Below are 16,194 nucleotides of genomic sequence, written 5' to 3' on the forward strand. Positions count from 1 at the left end.
ATTTATGGCTTTAGAGCACGATTCAAAACTACAAGACCAGAATATTGTCAAAGAGATGAAGGATTCGTTTCTTGACTATGCGATGAGTGTAATCGTTTCTCGTGCGTTACCGGATGTACGTGATGGTATGAAACCTGTACATCGTCGTATATTATATGGAATGAATAATCAAGGCATGACGCCAGATAAACCATATAAGAAGTCTGCACGTATCGTAGGAGATGTCATGGGTAAGTATCATCCACATGGTGACTCTTCAATTTATGAGGCAATGGTTCGTATGGCACAAGACTTCAGCTATCGTTATATGCTCGTTGATGGACAAGGAAACTTTGGTTCTATGGACGGCGATGGTGCAGCTGCGATGCGTTATACTGAGGCGCGTATGTCTAAGATTGCAATGGAATTAATGCGTGATATCAACAAAGATACGATTGATTTTACAGATAACTACGATGGTAACGAACGTGAACCAGTCGTGCTACCTTCTAGATTTCCTAACCTGCTTGTTAATGGTGCTTCAGGAATTGCGGTTGGTATGGCAACGAATATTCCTCCGCACAACTTAACAGAAGTGATTAACGGTGTGTTAGAGTTAAGTAAAAATCCTGACATTTCGATTCCTGAATTAATGGAATTTATTCAAGGTCCTGATTTTCCTACTGCAGGCTTAATATTAGGACGCAGTGGCATCCGCCGTGCTTATGAGACAGGTCGTGGATCGGTCATTATGCGTGCTAAAACTTTAATTGAAACACGTCCAAATGGTAAAGAAACAATTATCGTAACAGAAATTCCTTATCAGGTGAATAAAGCACGTTTAGTAGAGAAGATAGCGGAACTTGCGCGTGATAAAAAGATTGATGGTATTACAGATTTACGTGATGAGACAAGTTTAAAAGAAGGTGTGCGTATCGTTATTGATGTTCGTCGTGATGCGAATGCCAATGTGATCTTAAATAATTTATATAAATTAACACCGCTACAAACATCTTTCGGTGTGAATATGTTAGCGCTTGTTGATGGACAACCGAAAGTTTTAAATATCAAACAAGCAATCTATCATTATTTAGAGCACCAAAAAGTAGTAGTTCGTCGTAGAACGCAATATAACTTGAAGAAAGCTGAAGATCGTGCACATATTTTAGAAGGATTACGTATTGCATTAGATCATATCGACGAAATTATTGCTTTAATTCGTGGTTCAAAAAATGATGCTGAAGCGATGGCAGGCTTAATGGAACAATTTAAGCTTTCTGAGCGTCAGGCACAAGCAATTTTAGATATGCGTCTGCGCCGATTAACAGGACTTGAACGTGATAAAATTGAAGAAGAATACCAGGAATTACTGAAATATATCGATGAATTGAGAGCCATCTTAGCAGATGAAGAAAAATTACTGGAAATTATTCGTGAAGAATTAATTGAAATTCGTGAAAAATATGGCGATGAACGTCGTACAGAAATTACTGCAGGTGGATTTGATCATTTAGAAGATGAAGATTTAATCGATGAAGAAAATATCGTTATTACATTAAGCCATAATAACTATATTAAACGTTTACCCGCATCAACATACCGTACACAACATCGTGGTGGACGTGGTGTTCAAGGTATGAATACTTTGGACGAAGACTTTGTTAGTCAAATGGTAACGACGTCAACTCATGATAATGTATTATTCTTTACGAATATGGGACGTGTATATAAAGTTAAGGGTTATGAAATTCCTGAACTATCTCGTCAATCAAAAGGAATCCCAATCGTTAACGTATTAGAACTGGAAAAAGATGAAAAGATTAGTACGATGATTGCGGTGAAAGACTTAGAACGTGAAGATGCATTTATTATATTTGCGACGAAACAAGGTATTATTAAACGTACGAATCTTTCTCATTTTGCGCGTATTAATAAAAACGGTAAGATTGCAATTAACTTTAGAGAAGACGATGAACTGATTGCTGTACGTTTAACAGATGGTAATAAACAGCTAATTATCGGTACAAAAAATGCATCACTCATCCGTTTCGAAGAAGAAAAACTGCGTCCACTCGGAAGAACAGCTGCTGGTGTAAAAGGTATTTCATTACGCGAGGGCGATGAAGTAATAGGACTTGATGTTATTGAATCTAATGGTGAACATGAAGTATTGATCGTGACTGAAAATGGTTATGGTAAACGTACGGGTGAAGCGGAATACCGTATTTCTAACCGAGGTGGTAAAGGGATTAAAACAGCAAGTATTACTGAGAAGAATGGTAATCTTGTTTGTATCACAACAGTTAACGGTGACGAAGATATTATGTTAGTGACGAATCAAGGTGTAATCATTCGTTTAGATGTTGCGGAATTCTCTCAAAATGGTCGTTCAGCACAAGGTGTACGATTAATTAAGTTAGGTGAAGGACAACTTGTTGCGACCGTTGCAAAAGTAGAGAAAGAAGAAGACGTCGATGTAATTGACGAAGATAAGTTGCCCGGTGAAGTGATAGCCAAACAAGAAACGACATTAACAGAAGAAGCATTAGAAGATAACAATGAAGATATAGAAGCTGAAGATGGTCATGTTGTCGGTACAGTAGACGATGAAGAAGACGATGCTCCAAAAGATATTTTAGAAAGTTCATCTTTTGATGATATTTTTGAAGACGAAGAAGAAACAGAATAATTTAAAAAGACTAAAGCCAATTTTTAAGTTGTGCTTTAGTCTTTTTATTTCCCAAGTAATATTGAAATAGCTTCAATATTACTGAAAACGTTTTATATGTATTTTAAAGGCGTATCATTTGAAGTAAGCATGCATTCGTACTAGCATTTAAATTGTAAAAAAATATAATTTTAATTAGGAGCGTTAATATTATGAAAAAATCTGGTGGAGATTTATTCGTTGATACATTAATTAATCATGGTGTGACACATGTATTTGGAGTACCTGGAGCGAAAATCGATAAAGCATTTGATGTTTTAGAAGATAGAGGTCCCGAAGTCATTGTGACACGTCATGAACAAAATGCGGCACTTATTGCACAAGGTATCGGTCGTATCACAGGTAAACCTGGTGTTGTGCTTGTAACAAGTGGCCCTGGGGTAACCAATTTAGCGACAGGATTAGTGACCGCAAACTCTGAAAGTGACCCGGTTGTTGCGATTGGGGGTAATGTTAAACGAGAAGACAGTTTAAAACGTACACATCAATCTTTAGATAACGCTGGTCTGATGAGTCACGTTTCTAAATATTCAGTTGAAGTTCAGGATGCAAACAGTATTTCTGAAGCAGTTACAAATGCATTCCGTGCCAGTGTTGAAGGACGTAAAGGTGCAGCTTTTGTAAGTATACCTCAAGATGTTATATCTGCAGAAAACGTGGAGGTAGATGCGATAGAAGTAAAAGAACCACCTGTTTTAGGACCGGCACCTAATTTTGAAATTGATACTTTAGCTGAAAGAATTAAACAAGCCAAGTTACCAGTATTTTTACTTGGTATGCGTGCATCATCTGAAGAAAATACTGCAGCAATAAGAAAATTTATGATGAATAATGCGATACCTGTTGTAGAAACCTTCCAGGGTTCTGGTATTATTTCAAGAGAATTAGAAGAGCATTTCTTCGGACGTATTGGATTATTTAGAAATCAACCCGGTGATGAATTATTAAAACATGCCGATTTAGTAATATCAGTAGGTTATGATCCAATTGAGTATGATCCGGTGATTTGGAATAAAGAGAATGAAAAAACAATTATTCATATTGATGAAGTGCAAAGTGATATTGACAATCATTATGCACCGGTAACAGAATTGATCGGTAATACTGCGCTCACAATTCAACGATTAGATGAAAAATTAGAGCCAGGTGATATACAGCTTGATGAAAATGCTCAAAAAATATTATTAAATATTGCAAATATGATTCAAAAGAAATATGAATTACCTGAAGATTACATGAATGCTGAGAAAGTAAATCCTAAACATATCGTTAAAGCAGTACGTGAATTAATTGATGATGAAACGACAGTGACTGTAGATGTAGGATCTTTATATATTTATATGGCACGTTATTTTAGAAGTTATGCACCACGTCATCTCTTGTTCTCAAATGGGATGCAGACATTAGGTGTAGCACTGCCTTGGGCGATTGCAGCATCAATTGTCCGACCAGGTAAAAAAATCGTTTCTATGGCGGGAGATGGAGGTTTCTTATTCTCAGGTCAGGAACTTGAAACTGCAGTAAGACTTAAAGCGCCAATCGTACAACTTATTTGGAATGATGGCCATTATGATATGGTTAAATTCCAGCAGGTAAGTAAATATGGTAAAGGTGCAGCAGTTGACTTAGGTCCTGTTGATTATGTTAAATATGCAGAATCTATGGGTGCAAAAGGATATAAAGTGAATCACTCTAGTGAGTTAGAAGATGTACTGAAGAAAGCAATGGCAGAAGAAGGGCCAGTTATCGTAGATATTCCTGTAGATTATAGCAACAATGCAAAATTAATGGAAGATTTATTACCAGACGCTACAAACTAGGAGGATAACGATGAATAACTTATATCAATATTCAACAATGGGTGCACTTGTAGGAGGTATGTTTGAAGGTACATTTAAAATGTCAGATTTACTTTCAACAGGAAATTATGGTATCGGAACAATGGATGGCTTAAATGGTGAACTGATTGTTTTGGACGGCACACCATATTTAATCGAAAGTACAGGGAAAGTACGCGTTGTATCACCTGAAGAAACAACACCTTTTGCAAGTATGATGGACTTTAATCCGACAAAGACATTAACTTTTAAAGGTAGTTTAAATAAAGAACAGTTAGACGAAGAAATATTAAAAGCAATGCAGGGTATGAACTATTTTCATGCAGTAAAGATTACAGGTAAATTTAAATTGATTAAAGCAAGATCAGTGAAGAAACAACAACAACCCTATCCAAAACTAGTCGAAGCAGTGAAAGAACAGGGCTATTTTGATATTCAAGATACAGAAGGGACGTTGTTTGGATTTTATACACCCCATTTTATAATGGGTATTGGTGTTGGCGGTTATCATGTACATTATTTAAGTGATGATGAGACACAAGGTGGTCATGTATTTGATTATGAGATTGAAGACGTGAAAGTTGAACTTGCCTTGCAGGAAGATTTTATCTTAAAAATGCCGGATACCAATCATTATCGTGAAAATGATTTGAATGATCCGGAAATGCTTAAAGATATTGAAGCAAGCGAATAGAAAAGAGGGTAAGACATAAGTCTTAGCCCTCTTTCCTATGCTTCTAACTTCTTCATCATATATGGTAATTCATCGATAATACGGCTTGCTGGTACAACATACATTTCCTGAGCTAATTGATCTCCAATTAAGCTATGAATAAATACAGCTTGTTTAATTGCTTCTTCCGTATCGAATTGACCTAGGAAACTTGCAATAATACCTGCTAATGCATCTCCCATACCGCCTGACGCCATTGCTGCATTACCGACAGTAATTTTATAATCACCGCTTTTTAAATATAATTCTGTTTCATGTTTCTTTAATATAACATGTGCACCTAGTTCATCAGCTTTAGCACGGTTACGTTCAGGTGTCTGTTCTGCAATAGGAATGCCGCTTAATCGTTCCCACTCCATTTGGTGGGGTGTGAAGATAACGTTACATTTCGGTAATGGATGTTTTAATTTGCTTAATATAGTAATAGCATCACCATCTATAATTAACGTTTGATGTTCCTGAATGTGTTGAAATAATAATGTTAAAACATTATTACCCTGGAAATCCAGACCAAGTCCAGGGCCGATTAAAATACTATCTGCATTGTCTATTAGTTTTGTCAGACGTTTTATATCATTAATGTCAGACACCATTGCTTCAGGACATCTTGAATGCAATGCTGTATGATTTGTATTGTGCGTAGCAACTGTTGTGAGTCCGCCACCACTGTATACACAAGCACGAGCTGCCATCATAATAGATCCACCCATATTCTGGTTGCCACCGATGAGCAATATGCGACCATAATCCCCTTTATGTGTAAGTACTTTGCGTTTTGGAATGCTGATAGACTCAATAATTTGCATGATCATTCTCCTTATAATGTGATATCCTTATTCGCTATAGAATGACATAAATAGTTGTCATTCTTATATCCATATGATACTATATTATCAAATTAGATAATAAATTTGTCATTTGGGATAAGTAATGTTGAGGTAATTTTTAGAGACATAGCGGTTGGTGAAAGCTATGATACTACATACATGAAATTCTACCCATAATTAAAGTTTGGCAAACCGGTGATGAGCCGTTATGTAATGGAGAGAATAGTTGAGACGAAAGTTTTAACTATTAATTAGGGTGGCAACGCGTAAATACCACGTCCCTTTTTGGGATGTGGTATTTTTTTGTACCCAAAAATAAAATTAGGAGGCAATCAACATGTTAGACATTAAATTATTTAGAAATGATGCTGAGTTTGTTAAGAAAAAATTAGAAATGCGTGGTATTGATACGTCAATCGTCGATGAAATATTAAATTTAGATTCTAAAACACGTGAATTGACTGCACAGACTGAGGAATTAAAAGCGAAACGTAATAAAGCAAGTGAAGAAATCGCACTTAAAAAACGTAATAAAGAAAATGCAGATGATGCAATCGAAGCAATGCGCGCAGTTGGTGATGAGATTAAAACGATCGATGCAGAATTAAATACAGTATCTACAGATTTACGTGATAAATTAGTACGTTTACCTAACTTGGTAAGTGATGAAACACCTTTCGGTAAAGATGAAGATGATAATGTAGAAGTACGTAAATGGGGTACACCACGTGAGTTTGATTTCGAAGCGAAAGCACACTGGGATATCGTTGAAGATTTAAAAATGGCTGATTTTGAACGTGCAGCTAAAGTATCTGGTGCACGATTTGCGTTCCTAACTAAAGATGGTGCGCGTCTAGAGCGTGCTTTAATGAACTTTATGCTGGATACTCATCGTGAAAATGGCTATCAGGAGATGGTGACACCGCAACTTGTAAATGCTGATTCTATGTTCGGTACGGGTCAATTACCGAAGTTTGAAGATGACTTATTTAAAGTTGAAAAAGAAGGATTATATACTATCCCTACTTCAGAAGTGCCATTAACAAACTTTTATCGCAATGAAATTATGACATCTGATATGTTACCGACTAAATTTACTGCGATGACAGCTTGTTTCCGTAGTGAAGCGGGATCAGCGGGTCGTGATACACGTGGATTAATTCGTATGCACCAATTCAACAAAGTTGAGATGGTTCGTTTTGAAACACCTGAAAATTCATTTGCAGCATTAGAAGAGATGACACGTCATGCAGAAGCAATATTAGAAAAATTACAAATCCCATATCGTACGATTAATTTATGTTCTGGTGATATTGGATTTGGAGCAGCAAAAACATATGATGTTGAAGTTTGGTTACCAAGCTATAACGCATATAAAGAAATTAGTTCTTGTTCAAATATGACTGATTTCCAGGCAAGACGTGCAAACATTCGCTTCAAACGTGATAAAGATGCGAAAGCTGAATTTGTGAATACATTAAACGGATCAGGGCTTGCTGTAGGTCGTACATTTGCAGCAGTTGTTGAAAACTATCAAAATGAAGATGGTTCAATTACTGTTCCGGAAGTACTTGTTCCTTACATGGGCGGACAAACAGTTATTAAATAATCTGGATAAAAAAATAAATTGTTTAAAATAATTTAGACAAGGTATCTGTAAAAGAGGTATCTTGTCTTTTTGTTTTAAACATAAGGTAATCGAAAAAATAAAAAAAAAAACAAAATAATATATTTTTTATACTTGCATATATTTAATATATCTGATATATTAAATATATAAGTTAGAAATAAGGAATGATTACACATGTTTAAAAAGCTTTTTGGTAAAGACAAAGCAACAAAAACTAAAACAAATAACGAAAGAGGTAATTTAACAATGACAAACTTTAATTTAGACAAAACACACTCAGGAATTGACTTTTCAATTAAACACATGATGGTTTCAAAAGTTAAGGGAGAATTTACAGATTTCGATGCAACAGTTACTGGTGATATCAATGATTTATCTTCTTTAAATGTTAAAGCATCAGTTAAAGTTGATTCAATTGATACAAACAATGCTGATCGTGATGGTCATTTAAAATCTGGAGATTTCTTCAATGTAGAACAATACCCAGAAATCACTTTCGTATCTAAATCATTAACAAACAACACAATTACAGGTGACTTAACAATCAAAGATGTAACAAATGAAGAAACATTTGATTTAGAATTCAACGGAGTTCACAAAAACCCAATGACTGGTGGAGATGTGACTGGTTTAGTAGTATCAGGATCAATTAACCGTGAAAAATATGGTTTAACTTGGAACCAAGCGTTAGAAACTGGCGGCGTTATGGTTGGTAAAGACGTTAAATTTGAAGTTGGTGCGGAATTCTCAATCGAAGGTTAATTAATAATTTTTAGACTGCCTAATTATTAGGTGGTCTTTTTTTGTATTTTTAATAAAAATGTACATACATTGAGGTATTTTAAGTAAAGTTGTAAAATAGAATAGTTATAGAAATATTTTTTAGAAAGTGAGAATTTATGTTGAAGTTTGATTTAAGTAAGACAATTATCGTTACGATGATTATGATGTTGGCAACGTTACTGATAAATTTCCTGCCATTTATGGCATTTATTATCGCACCGTTTTTGCTTTTACCGACTGTATATTTGTTCTGCAGGTCGCGTAATAGTTTTTATATCATGAGCTTAATCGTAATACTTATTACTATTTTTATGTCGATATTTACGATGCAGGTCATAATGGGATCTATATTTGCCGGGTATATCATAGGTCAATTATTGATAGAACGTACATCAAAAGAACGCATGCTATATATCCTTACAGTTTTTTATAGTATGTATACACTTGTATCGATTATCTTCCTTCAGGTAACTGACTATTTACCTAAAGTACAGACGTGGTTTAAGCCAACAATTGATATTTATAATGAATACTTGTCTAAAGGTGTTAAAGAAGGCACAATTCCTGCTTATCAGTTAGAAATGTTTAATACAAGTATGAATGAAGTGATTAAACAAGTACCAGGAATTGTTATTTTCTCGCTATTTTTATTAGCCTTATTACAATTGGTGATAACTTTACCTGCATTACGCCAGTTTAAGATTGCAACACCTAACTTTAGACCGTTATCTACGTGGCAGATGCCGAAAGTGCTATTAATTATTTATTTATTTGTACTATTAGCGCATTTTGGAATATCAGAAACTGATTATGTTCCACTCGGAATCGTGATAAACTTAAGATATGTATTAGAGTGGATGTTATTCATTCAAGGATTATCTTTATACAGCTATTTTACAAAGATGAGAAAGATTCATCCGATTGTCAAAGCTTTTATATTCTTTATCGCGTTTTTATACGCGCCCATTACGCAACTTTTCGGAATTATTGATTTGATGGTAAACTTAAAGAAAAGAGTGCCGAAAAAGTTTAAGTAATAAATAATTTAATGAGGTGTCACAATGAATAGGAAGTACAATAAGCAAACATTAATTATGCCATTTATTGTTATGTGTCTCGCAGCTTTTATTGTTACAGGAATACTTTATACGGTACATCCTATGACAGCGATGGTTACATTCGGCATACTTTTTGTCATCACGTGCATCAGTCTTTTCTATTTAAGATATGGTATCAGACACAATGAATCTTATATTGCAAATTTATCAACATCTATTGATAAGGGAAAACGTTATGCAATTAGTGAATTACCCATCGGTGTCATTCTTTTAGATGAAAATGAGCATATTGAATGGCATAATCATTTTATTAATGAGAAGATTACTGCCCCTATTATTTCAGAATCTATTCATGATTTGTTCCCTAATTTACTGAATCAGCTTAAAAATACAGGTGTAAAAGAAGCTACTGCCAACTTTGAATCTTACAAATTTAAAGTAACATATGGTGAGAATTTAAACACTTTATATTTCTTCGATATTACCGATAAAGTTGAAATAGAACAATTATATGATGAAGCTAAACCTATTATAGGGATATTGTTCCTGGATAACTTTGATGAAATCACACAAAACATGGCTGATGCGCAACGTACGGAAATTAATAGTATGATGTCGACTGAAATTAATAAATGGGCTGAAGAAAATAACGTATACATTAAACGTTACCAATCAGATCAATATATGATGTTCTTTAATCAAAAGATCTTACATAAAATTGAAGAGACAAAATTTAATTTATTAGATAATATTCGTGATAAAAGTCGAGAAATCAAAACACATATCACTTTGAGTGTCGGCATTGGTGAAGGTTCTGAAAACTTACTGGATCTCGGTACTTTAGCTCAATCAAGTTTAGATTTAGCACTTGGCCGTGGTGGTGACCAGGTAGCCATTAAGAATATGAATGGGAACGTTCGATTCTATGGTGGTAAAACTGATCCTATGGAGAAACGTACACGTGTCAGAGCACGAGTTATTTCTCACGCACTTCGTGATATTTTGATTGAAGGTGAAAATGTCATTATTATGGGACATAAACGTCCTGATATGGATGCGATTGGTGCTGCAATTGGTGTCGCTCGTTTTGCTAAGATGAACAATTTAAAGGCGAATATTATATTAAACGATTATGATGTTGATGATACTTTATCTCGTGTTATGGCTGAAATTGCAGAAAAACCTGAACTTGATGAAATATTTGTGTCTTCAGAAGAAGCATGGAATTTAATGACGAAGAAGACGACATTGGTTATCGTAGATACACATAAACCTGAAATGGTGATTGATGAAAGTATATTAAATAAAGCGTATCGTAAAGTGGTGATCGATCATCATCGTCGTGGTGAATCGTTTATCGATAGTCCGCTGCTTGTGTATATGGAACAATATGCAAGTTCTACAGCAGAACTTGTAACTGAATTACTGGAATATCAACCGACAGAACATAAGTTGACGCGTCTAGAGGCAACGGTCATGCTTGCCGGTATTATTGTTGATACACGTAACTTTACGCTGCGTACAGGTTCCAGAACATTTGATGCAGCAAGTTTCTTAAGAAACCATGGTGCAGATACGATTCTTTGTCAGCATTTCTTAAAAGATGATATTGAAACGTATATTAAACGTTCAGAAATTATTCGTACTGTGCAGTTAGAAGATAACGGCATAGCGATTGCACGTGGCCCGGAAGGTGAAATTATTCATCCGGTTATTGTTGCACAAGCTGCTGATGAACTATTAGATATCGAAGGTGTTGAAGCATCTTTTGTAGTGGCAGAGCGAAAAGAGAATGTCATCGGTATTTCTGCCAGATCGTTAGGAGAAATAAACGTTCAGCTTGTTATGGAAAGTATGGGTGGCGGTGGTCATTTATCAAATGCTGCAACACAACTTGAAAATGTCACGATTAATGAAGCAATTTTGCAATTACAAAAAACTATAAATGAACAAAGTGAAGGAGAAGATTAGTTATGAAAGTTATATTTACGCAAGATGTTAAAGGAAAAGGTAAAAAAGGCGAAATTAAAGAAGTACCAGTAGGTTATGCAAATAACTACTTATTAAAGAATAAATATGCTGTAGAAGCTACACCAGGAAACTTAAAGCAGTTAGAAGCACAAAAGAAACGTGTTGAGTTAGATAAGCAACATGAATTAGAAGAAGCGGAAAAACTAAAAGAGAAATTAGAATCACTGGAAGTGAAAGTAACAGCGAAATCAGGTGAAGGTGGCCGTTTATTTGGATCTGTAAGTTCTAAACAAGTAGCTGATGCTTTAAATAAGCAACACGGTATCAAACTTGATAAACGTAAAATGGACTTACATGATGGTATTAGAAGTCTAGGATATACGAATGTACCAGTTAAATTACATAATAAAGTAAGTGGTACATTAAAAGTTCACGTTACAGCAGAATAAAATTTCGAGGAGGATAATATGTCAGATTATCTTGAAGGTAAGAAACTGCCTTTTAATTTAACAGCTGAGCAATCTGTATTAGGTGCTATCTTTATTGATAATGAAGTATTATCTTCTGTGCTTGAAACATTATTGCCGCTACATTTTTATAGACAAAGTCATCAGAATATTTTCCAGGCAATGCTTACTTTATCTGAACAAAACGATGTTGTAGATATCATCACTGTTATGAATCAAATGACGCAGGACGGAACGCTTGAAGCGAGTGGCGGTGAACTTTATCTTATTGAATTGTCAGAGAAAGTACCTACTGCGAGAAACGTAGATTTCTATGTGGATATTGTTTATCGTGATGCCGTAAAGCGTCGTTTAATTCATGTTGCTGATAGTATTATGGCAGATGGGTATAATGAGTCACTTGATTTGGAAACATTACTTGCAGATGCTGAAAAGCGTATTATGGAAGTATCAACCAATCGAGGCGCAGATGGATTTAAAGAAATTAAAGACGTGTTAACACAAGTCTTTAATAATGCGGAAGAACTTGATAATAATAAAGGACAAACACCAGGTATACCAACTGGATATCGTGACCTGGATCAAATGACTGCAGGTTTTAACCGTAATGATTTAATAATTATTGCTGCACGTCCATCAGTCGGTAAAACAGCATTTGCTTTAAATATAGCTACACAGGTGGCAACAAATGATCATCCGTATACGGTAGCGATATTCAGTCTTGAGATGGGTGCGGATCAACTTGCGACACGTATGATTTGTAGCACAGGGAATGTTGATTCAAATCGACTGCGTACTGGACAGATGGATGGAGAAGATTGGAATCGTTTCACAGTCGCTGTTGGTAAATTATCTCGAACAAATATTTTCATTGATGATACGCCAGGGATTCGTATTACAGATATCCGTTCAAAATGCAGACGACTTCATCAGGAACATGGACTGGATATGATATTGATTGACTATCTACAGTTGATTCAAGGATCAGGAAGTCGCTCAAGTGAAAATAGACAACAAGAAGTCTCTGAAATTTCACGTATGTTAAAAGCATTAGCACGCGAATTAGAATGTCCTGTGATCGCTTTATCTCAGCTCTCTCGTGGTGTGGAACAACGACAAGATAAGCGTCCGATGATGAGTGATATTCGTGAATCAGGATCGATTGAACAAGATGCGGATATTGTTGCCTTCTTGTATCGTGATGATTATTATAACCGCGGACAAGGTGAAGATGGCGAAGAAGTGGAAGTTGATGCAGGTGCACAAGATGAGAATGGGGAGATAGAAATTATTATCGCGAAGCAGCGTAACGGTCCTACAGGGACTGTTAAACTGCACTTCTTGAAACAATATAACAAATTTACTGATATTGATTATGCACATGCGGATATGATGTAAAAAAACAATTAATTTAAAACACGTACTTTGAAGAATTAATGTCTTTTAAAGTACGTGTTTTTGTTTGTAATTTACAAATGCTTTTTATGAATGTATGTACTTATTATCTTATTTTTTGAATAAAAATATTAAATTTCAAAACGAAAAACAATATAAATCAAATAAAATAAAGAAAATTATTCATTTATACATTACAAAATACACAAAACCTTAGTTCTAAAGGGGAAATTATGTATAATTATTAATGTTCGGTTTTTGGTTGATTTTTCAGCTATATATTGATAGAATGGCTAAGGTTAGTCAAGAAAATTTGGAGGTGCACACATGTCATCAATCGTTGTCGTTGGGACGCAGTGGGGAGACGAAGGTAAAGGAAAAATCACAGATTTTTTAGCTGAGCAGGCGAATGTGATTGCTCGTTTTTCAGGTGGTAATAATGCAGGTCATACTATTAAATTCGGTGGAGAAACGTATAAATTACACTTAGTACCATCAGGAATTTTCTATTCAGATAAATTATCAGTAATCGGTAATGGTGTTGTTGTAGATCCGGTTGCTTTATTAAAAGAATTAGATGCATTAAATGAACGTGGTATAAGTACAGATAACTTACGTATCTCAAATCGTGCCCAAGTTATTTTACCGTACCATTTAAAACAAGATGAATTAGAAGAAGAAAAACGTGGCGACAATAAAATCGGTACAACGAAAAAAGGTATTGGACCAGCATATGTTGATAAAGTACAACGTATTGGTATTCGTATGGCTGATTTATTGGACGAAGAAACATTTAGAGCAAAGTTAGAAGAAAACTTAAACGCTAAAAATGAACTATTCGAAAAAATGTTCAATGCTGAAGGATTCACTTTTGATGAAATCTTTGAACCTTACTTTGCTGCAGGACAACGATTGAAACAATACACAGTGGATACTGCAAAAGTATTAGATGACGCGTTCGAAGCAGAAGAAAAAGTATTGTTTGAAGGTGCACAAGGTGTGATGCTTGATATCGATCATGGTACGTATCCATTTGTTACATCAAGTAATCCGATTGCAGGTAACGTAACAGTTGGTACTGGTGTAGGACCAACTTTTGTTGATAAAGTTGTAGGCGTATGTAAAGCTTATACATCACGTGTAGGAGACGGACCATTTCCTACTGAATTATTCGATGAAGATGGCCACCATATCCGTGAAGTAGGTCGTGAATACGGTACAACAACAGGACGTCCACGCCGTGTAGGTTGGTTTGATTCAGTTGTATTACGCCATTCACGTCGTGCGAGTGGTATTACAGATTTATCAATTAACTCTATTGATGTATTAACAGGTTTAGAAACTGTTAAAATCTGTACAGCATACGAATTAGATGGTGAAATTATTACTGAATACCCAGCGAACTTAAATGCATTAAATCGTTGTAAACCAGTATTTGAAGAGTTACCTGGATGGACTGAAGATGTTACTGGTGTTAAGACGATGGAAGAATTACCGGATAATGCACGTCGTTATTTAGAGCGTATTTCTGAATTATGTAATGTTAAGATTTCTATCTTCTCAGTAGGACCAGATAGAACTCAAACAAACTTACTTGAAGATTTATGGCAAACTGATAAATAAGCTTTAAATCAATGATTAATATAAAAATAGCAATAAAGGAATCTATTAAAATAGACTACTTTATTGCTATTTTTGTATGTTTTAATGAATATCTCTTTTTTTAAATCTTCCGCCTTTAACTTCCGATACTTTGCCGATTGCAACAAATGCACTTTCGTCATAATGATTAACGATGTCTTTTAATTTAAATTCTTCTAGACGAGTAATGACACAGAAGATAACTTTCTTATCTTCACCAGTATAAGCACCTTCTCCAGTTAAATATGTAACACCTCGACCTAAACGGTCATTAATAGCATCACCAATTTCTTCGTGCTGATCACTTATAATCCAGACAGATTTAGATTCATCTAAACCTTGCTGGACGATATCAATCGTTTTAAAAGCAATAAAATAGGCGATTACTGAATACATTGCTGATTCCCATGTAAAGATGAATCCGGCAGCAATATAGATGAAAAAATTAATAACCATAACGATTTCTCCGACTGAAAAAGGAGATTTATTACTAATAAGAATGGCAAGAATTTCAGTGCCATCTAATGAACCACCATAACGAATGACGAGTCCGACACCAAGGCCAAGAATCACCCCACCAAAGATAGTAACTAGAAATTTCTCATCCGCAAAAGGAGGAACGGGATGTAATAGAGCTGTACCAATTGATAAAATAGTAATTGCATATAAAGTTGATAGAGCAAATGTTTTACCGATTTGTTTATATCCTAAGTAAAAGAATGGGATATTTAATAAAAAGATAAATAATCCAAGAGGTATTTTAAGTAAATGTGAAGCCATAATTGAAATACCTACAATACCTCCATCGAGTAATTTGTTAGGTACTAAAAAGAGTTCGAGTGCCACTGCCATGAGAATTGCACCTAAAGTAATGAAAGAAAAACGCTTAATCTTTTCTTTTAAAGGCAGTTTTTTGTGTTGTTTTACCACTTTTTCCAAGGGTATTGACATAACATGTTCCTTTCTATAATAATTCAGAGTATATACATATCAATTATACTAAATTTTTTAATATTTTTTAATATTTTTTAATATTTTTTAAAAAGGGAAATTCTATAATCAAGTTAGCCACCTACGGTGTGCTTTAAAAAATAAAAAATGAGCCATGTGCATCCATGTTAATATTGTAGTTACCACAACAAAC

At 34.8% G+C, this 16,194-nt stretch carries 12 protein-coding genes and 1 other annotated feature; of the genes, 10 read left to right on the top strand and 2 right to left on the bottom strand.

Going from position 1 to position 16,194, the window contains the following annotated elements; all coding sequences use genetic code 11:
• Positions 1-4: 4 nt before the first annotated feature.
• The 3 genes from gyrA (at position 5) to budA (ending at position 5,239) form a co-directional block, all read left to right on the top strand.
• Positions 5-2,668, top strand: coding sequence for a DNA gyrase subunit A (gene gyrA, locus BFS35_RS11575; RefSeq protein WP_099581662.1), 2,664 nt, complete (start codon positions 5-7; stop codon positions 2,666-2,668).
• A 191-nt stretch (positions 2,669-2,859) separates the two neighbouring features.
• Positions 2,860-4,527, top strand: coding sequence for an acetolactate synthase AlsS (gene alsS, locus BFS35_RS11580; protein WP_099581664.1), 1,668 nt, complete (start codon positions 2,860-2,862; stop codon positions 4,525-4,527).
• 10 nt (positions 4,528-4,537) lie between these two features.
• Complete coding sequence (gene budA, locus BFS35_RS11585; protein ID WP_099581666.1) at positions 4,538-5,239, top strand: acetolactate decarboxylase; 702 nt, start codon at positions 4,538-4,540, stop codon at positions 5,237-5,239.
• 35 nt (positions 5,240-5,274) lie between these two features.
• Here budA and BFS35_RS11590 read toward each other — a convergent pair whose 3' ends face one another.
• Positions 5,275-6,084 (bottom strand): NAD(P)H-hydrate dehydratase, encoded by an 810-nt coding sequence (locus tag BFS35_RS11590; protein WP_099581668.1) that lies wholly within the window; start codon positions 6,082-6,084, stop codon positions 5,275-5,277.
• A 99-nt stretch (positions 6,085-6,183) separates the two neighbouring features.
• Positions 6,184-6,391: a binding site (T-box leader), on the top strand.
• A 51-nt stretch (positions 6,392-6,442) separates the two neighbouring features.
• Here BFS35_RS11590 and serS point away from each other — a divergent pair.
• The 7 genes from serS (at position 6,443) to BFS35_RS11625 (ending at position 15,032) form a co-directional block, all read left to right on the top strand.
• Entirely contained in the window at positions 6,443-7,714 is a 1,272-nt protein-coding gene (serS, locus tag BFS35_RS11595; protein ID WP_099581670.1) for a serine--tRNA ligase, read from the top strand.
• A 267-nt stretch (positions 7,715-7,981) separates the two neighbouring features.
• Positions 7,982-8,497: a YceI family protein gene (locus BFS35_RS11600; RefSeq protein ID WP_099581686.1), complete on the top strand. Its 516-nt coding sequence runs from the start codon at positions 7,982-7,984 to the stop codon at positions 8,495-8,497.
• A gap of 137 nt (positions 8,498-8,634) precedes the next feature.
• Complete coding sequence (locus BFS35_RS11605) at positions 8,635-9,555, top strand: DUF2232 domain-containing protein (RefSeq protein ID WP_099581671.1); 921 nt, start codon at positions 8,635-8,637, stop codon at positions 9,553-9,555.
• Between the two features lie 24 nt (positions 9,556-9,579).
• A complete protein-coding gene (locus BFS35_RS11610) occupies positions 9,580-11,547 on the top strand; it encodes a DHH family phosphoesterase (RefSeq protein ID WP_099581673.1) in 1,968 nt (655 codons plus the stop codon).
• A 2-nt stretch (positions 11,548-11,549) separates the two neighbouring features.
• Positions 11,550-11,996 (top strand): 50S ribosomal protein L9, encoded by a 447-nt coding sequence (rplI, locus tag BFS35_RS11615; RefSeq protein WP_099581675.1) that lies wholly within the window; start codon positions 11,550-11,552, stop codon positions 11,994-11,996.
• Between the two features lie 18 nt (positions 11,997-12,014).
• Positions 12,015-13,412 (top strand): replicative DNA helicase, encoded by a 1,398-nt coding sequence (gene dnaB / locus BFS35_RS11620; protein WP_099581677.1) that lies wholly within the window; start codon positions 12,015-12,017, stop codon positions 13,410-13,412.
• A gap of 324 nt (positions 13,413-13,736) precedes the next feature.
• Positions 13,737-15,032 carry an adenylosuccinate synthase gene (locus BFS35_RS11625; protein ID WP_099581679.1) on the top strand — a complete coding sequence of 432 codons (1,296 nt, stop codon included), beginning with the start codon at positions 13,737-13,739 and terminating at the stop codon, positions 15,030-15,032.
• Positions 15,033-15,113: 81 nt separating this feature from the next.
• On the opposite strand, the gene BFS35_RS11630 is transcribed toward BFS35_RS11625, so the two are convergent.
• A complete protein-coding gene (locus BFS35_RS11630) occupies positions 15,114-16,001 on the bottom strand; it encodes a YitT family protein (RefSeq protein WP_099581680.1) in 888 nt (295 codons plus the stop codon).
• Positions 16,002-16,194 lie beyond the last annotated feature (193 nt).

Origin of the sequence: Macrococcoides goetzii (assembly GCF_002742385.2) — a bacterium.
Classification (GTDB): Bacteria; Bacillota; Bacilli; order Staphylococcales; family Staphylococcaceae; genus Macrococcoides; species Macrococcoides goetzii.

What these genes read in the sequence shown, in the direction of transcription:
- BFS35_RS11600 (WP_099581686.1), top strand. Translation starts at nt 7,982, where the DNA reads ATGACAAACTTTAATTTAGACAAAACACACTCAGGAATTGACTTTTCA.
- gyrA (WP_099581662.1), top strand. Translation starts at nt 5, where the DNA reads ATGGCTTTAGAGCACGATTCAAAACTACAAGACCAGAATATTGTCAAA.
- dnaB (WP_099581677.1), top strand. Translation starts at nt 12,015, where the DNA reads ATGTCAGATTATCTTGAAGGTAAGAAACTGCCTTTTAATTTAACAGCT.
- serS (WP_099581670.1), top strand. Translation starts at nt 6,443, where the DNA reads ATGTTAGACATTAAATTATTTAGAAATGATGCTGAGTTTGTTAAGAAA.
- budA (WP_099581666.1), top strand. Translation starts at nt 4,538, where the DNA reads ATGAATAACTTATATCAATATTCAACAATGGGTGCACTTGTAGGAGGT.
- BFS35_RS11605 (WP_099581671.1), top strand. Translation starts at nt 8,635, where the DNA reads ATGTTGAAGTTTGATTTAAGTAAGACAATTATCGTTACGATGATTATG.
- BFS35_RS11630 (WP_099581680.1), bottom strand. Translation starts at nt 16,001, where the DNA reads ATGTCAATACCCTTGGAAAAAGTGGTAAAACAACACAAAAAACTGCCT.
- BFS35_RS11590 (WP_099581668.1), bottom strand. Translation starts at nt 6,084, where the DNA reads ATGCAAATTATTGAGTCTATCAGCATTCCAAAACGCAAAGTACTTACA.
- BFS35_RS11625 (WP_099581679.1), top strand. Translation starts at nt 13,737, where the DNA reads ATGTCATCAATCGTTGTCGTTGGGACGCAGTGGGGAGACGAAGGTAAA.
- rplI (WP_099581675.1), top strand. Translation starts at nt 11,550, where the DNA reads ATGAAAGTTATATTTACGCAAGATGTTAAAGGAAAAGGTAAAAAAGGC.
- alsS (WP_099581664.1), top strand. Translation starts at nt 2,860, where the DNA reads ATGAAAAAATCTGGTGGAGATTTATTCGTTGATACATTAATTAATCAT.
- BFS35_RS11610 (WP_099581673.1), top strand. Translation starts at nt 9,580, where the DNA reads ATGAATAGGAAGTACAATAAGCAAACATTAATTATGCCATTTATTGTT.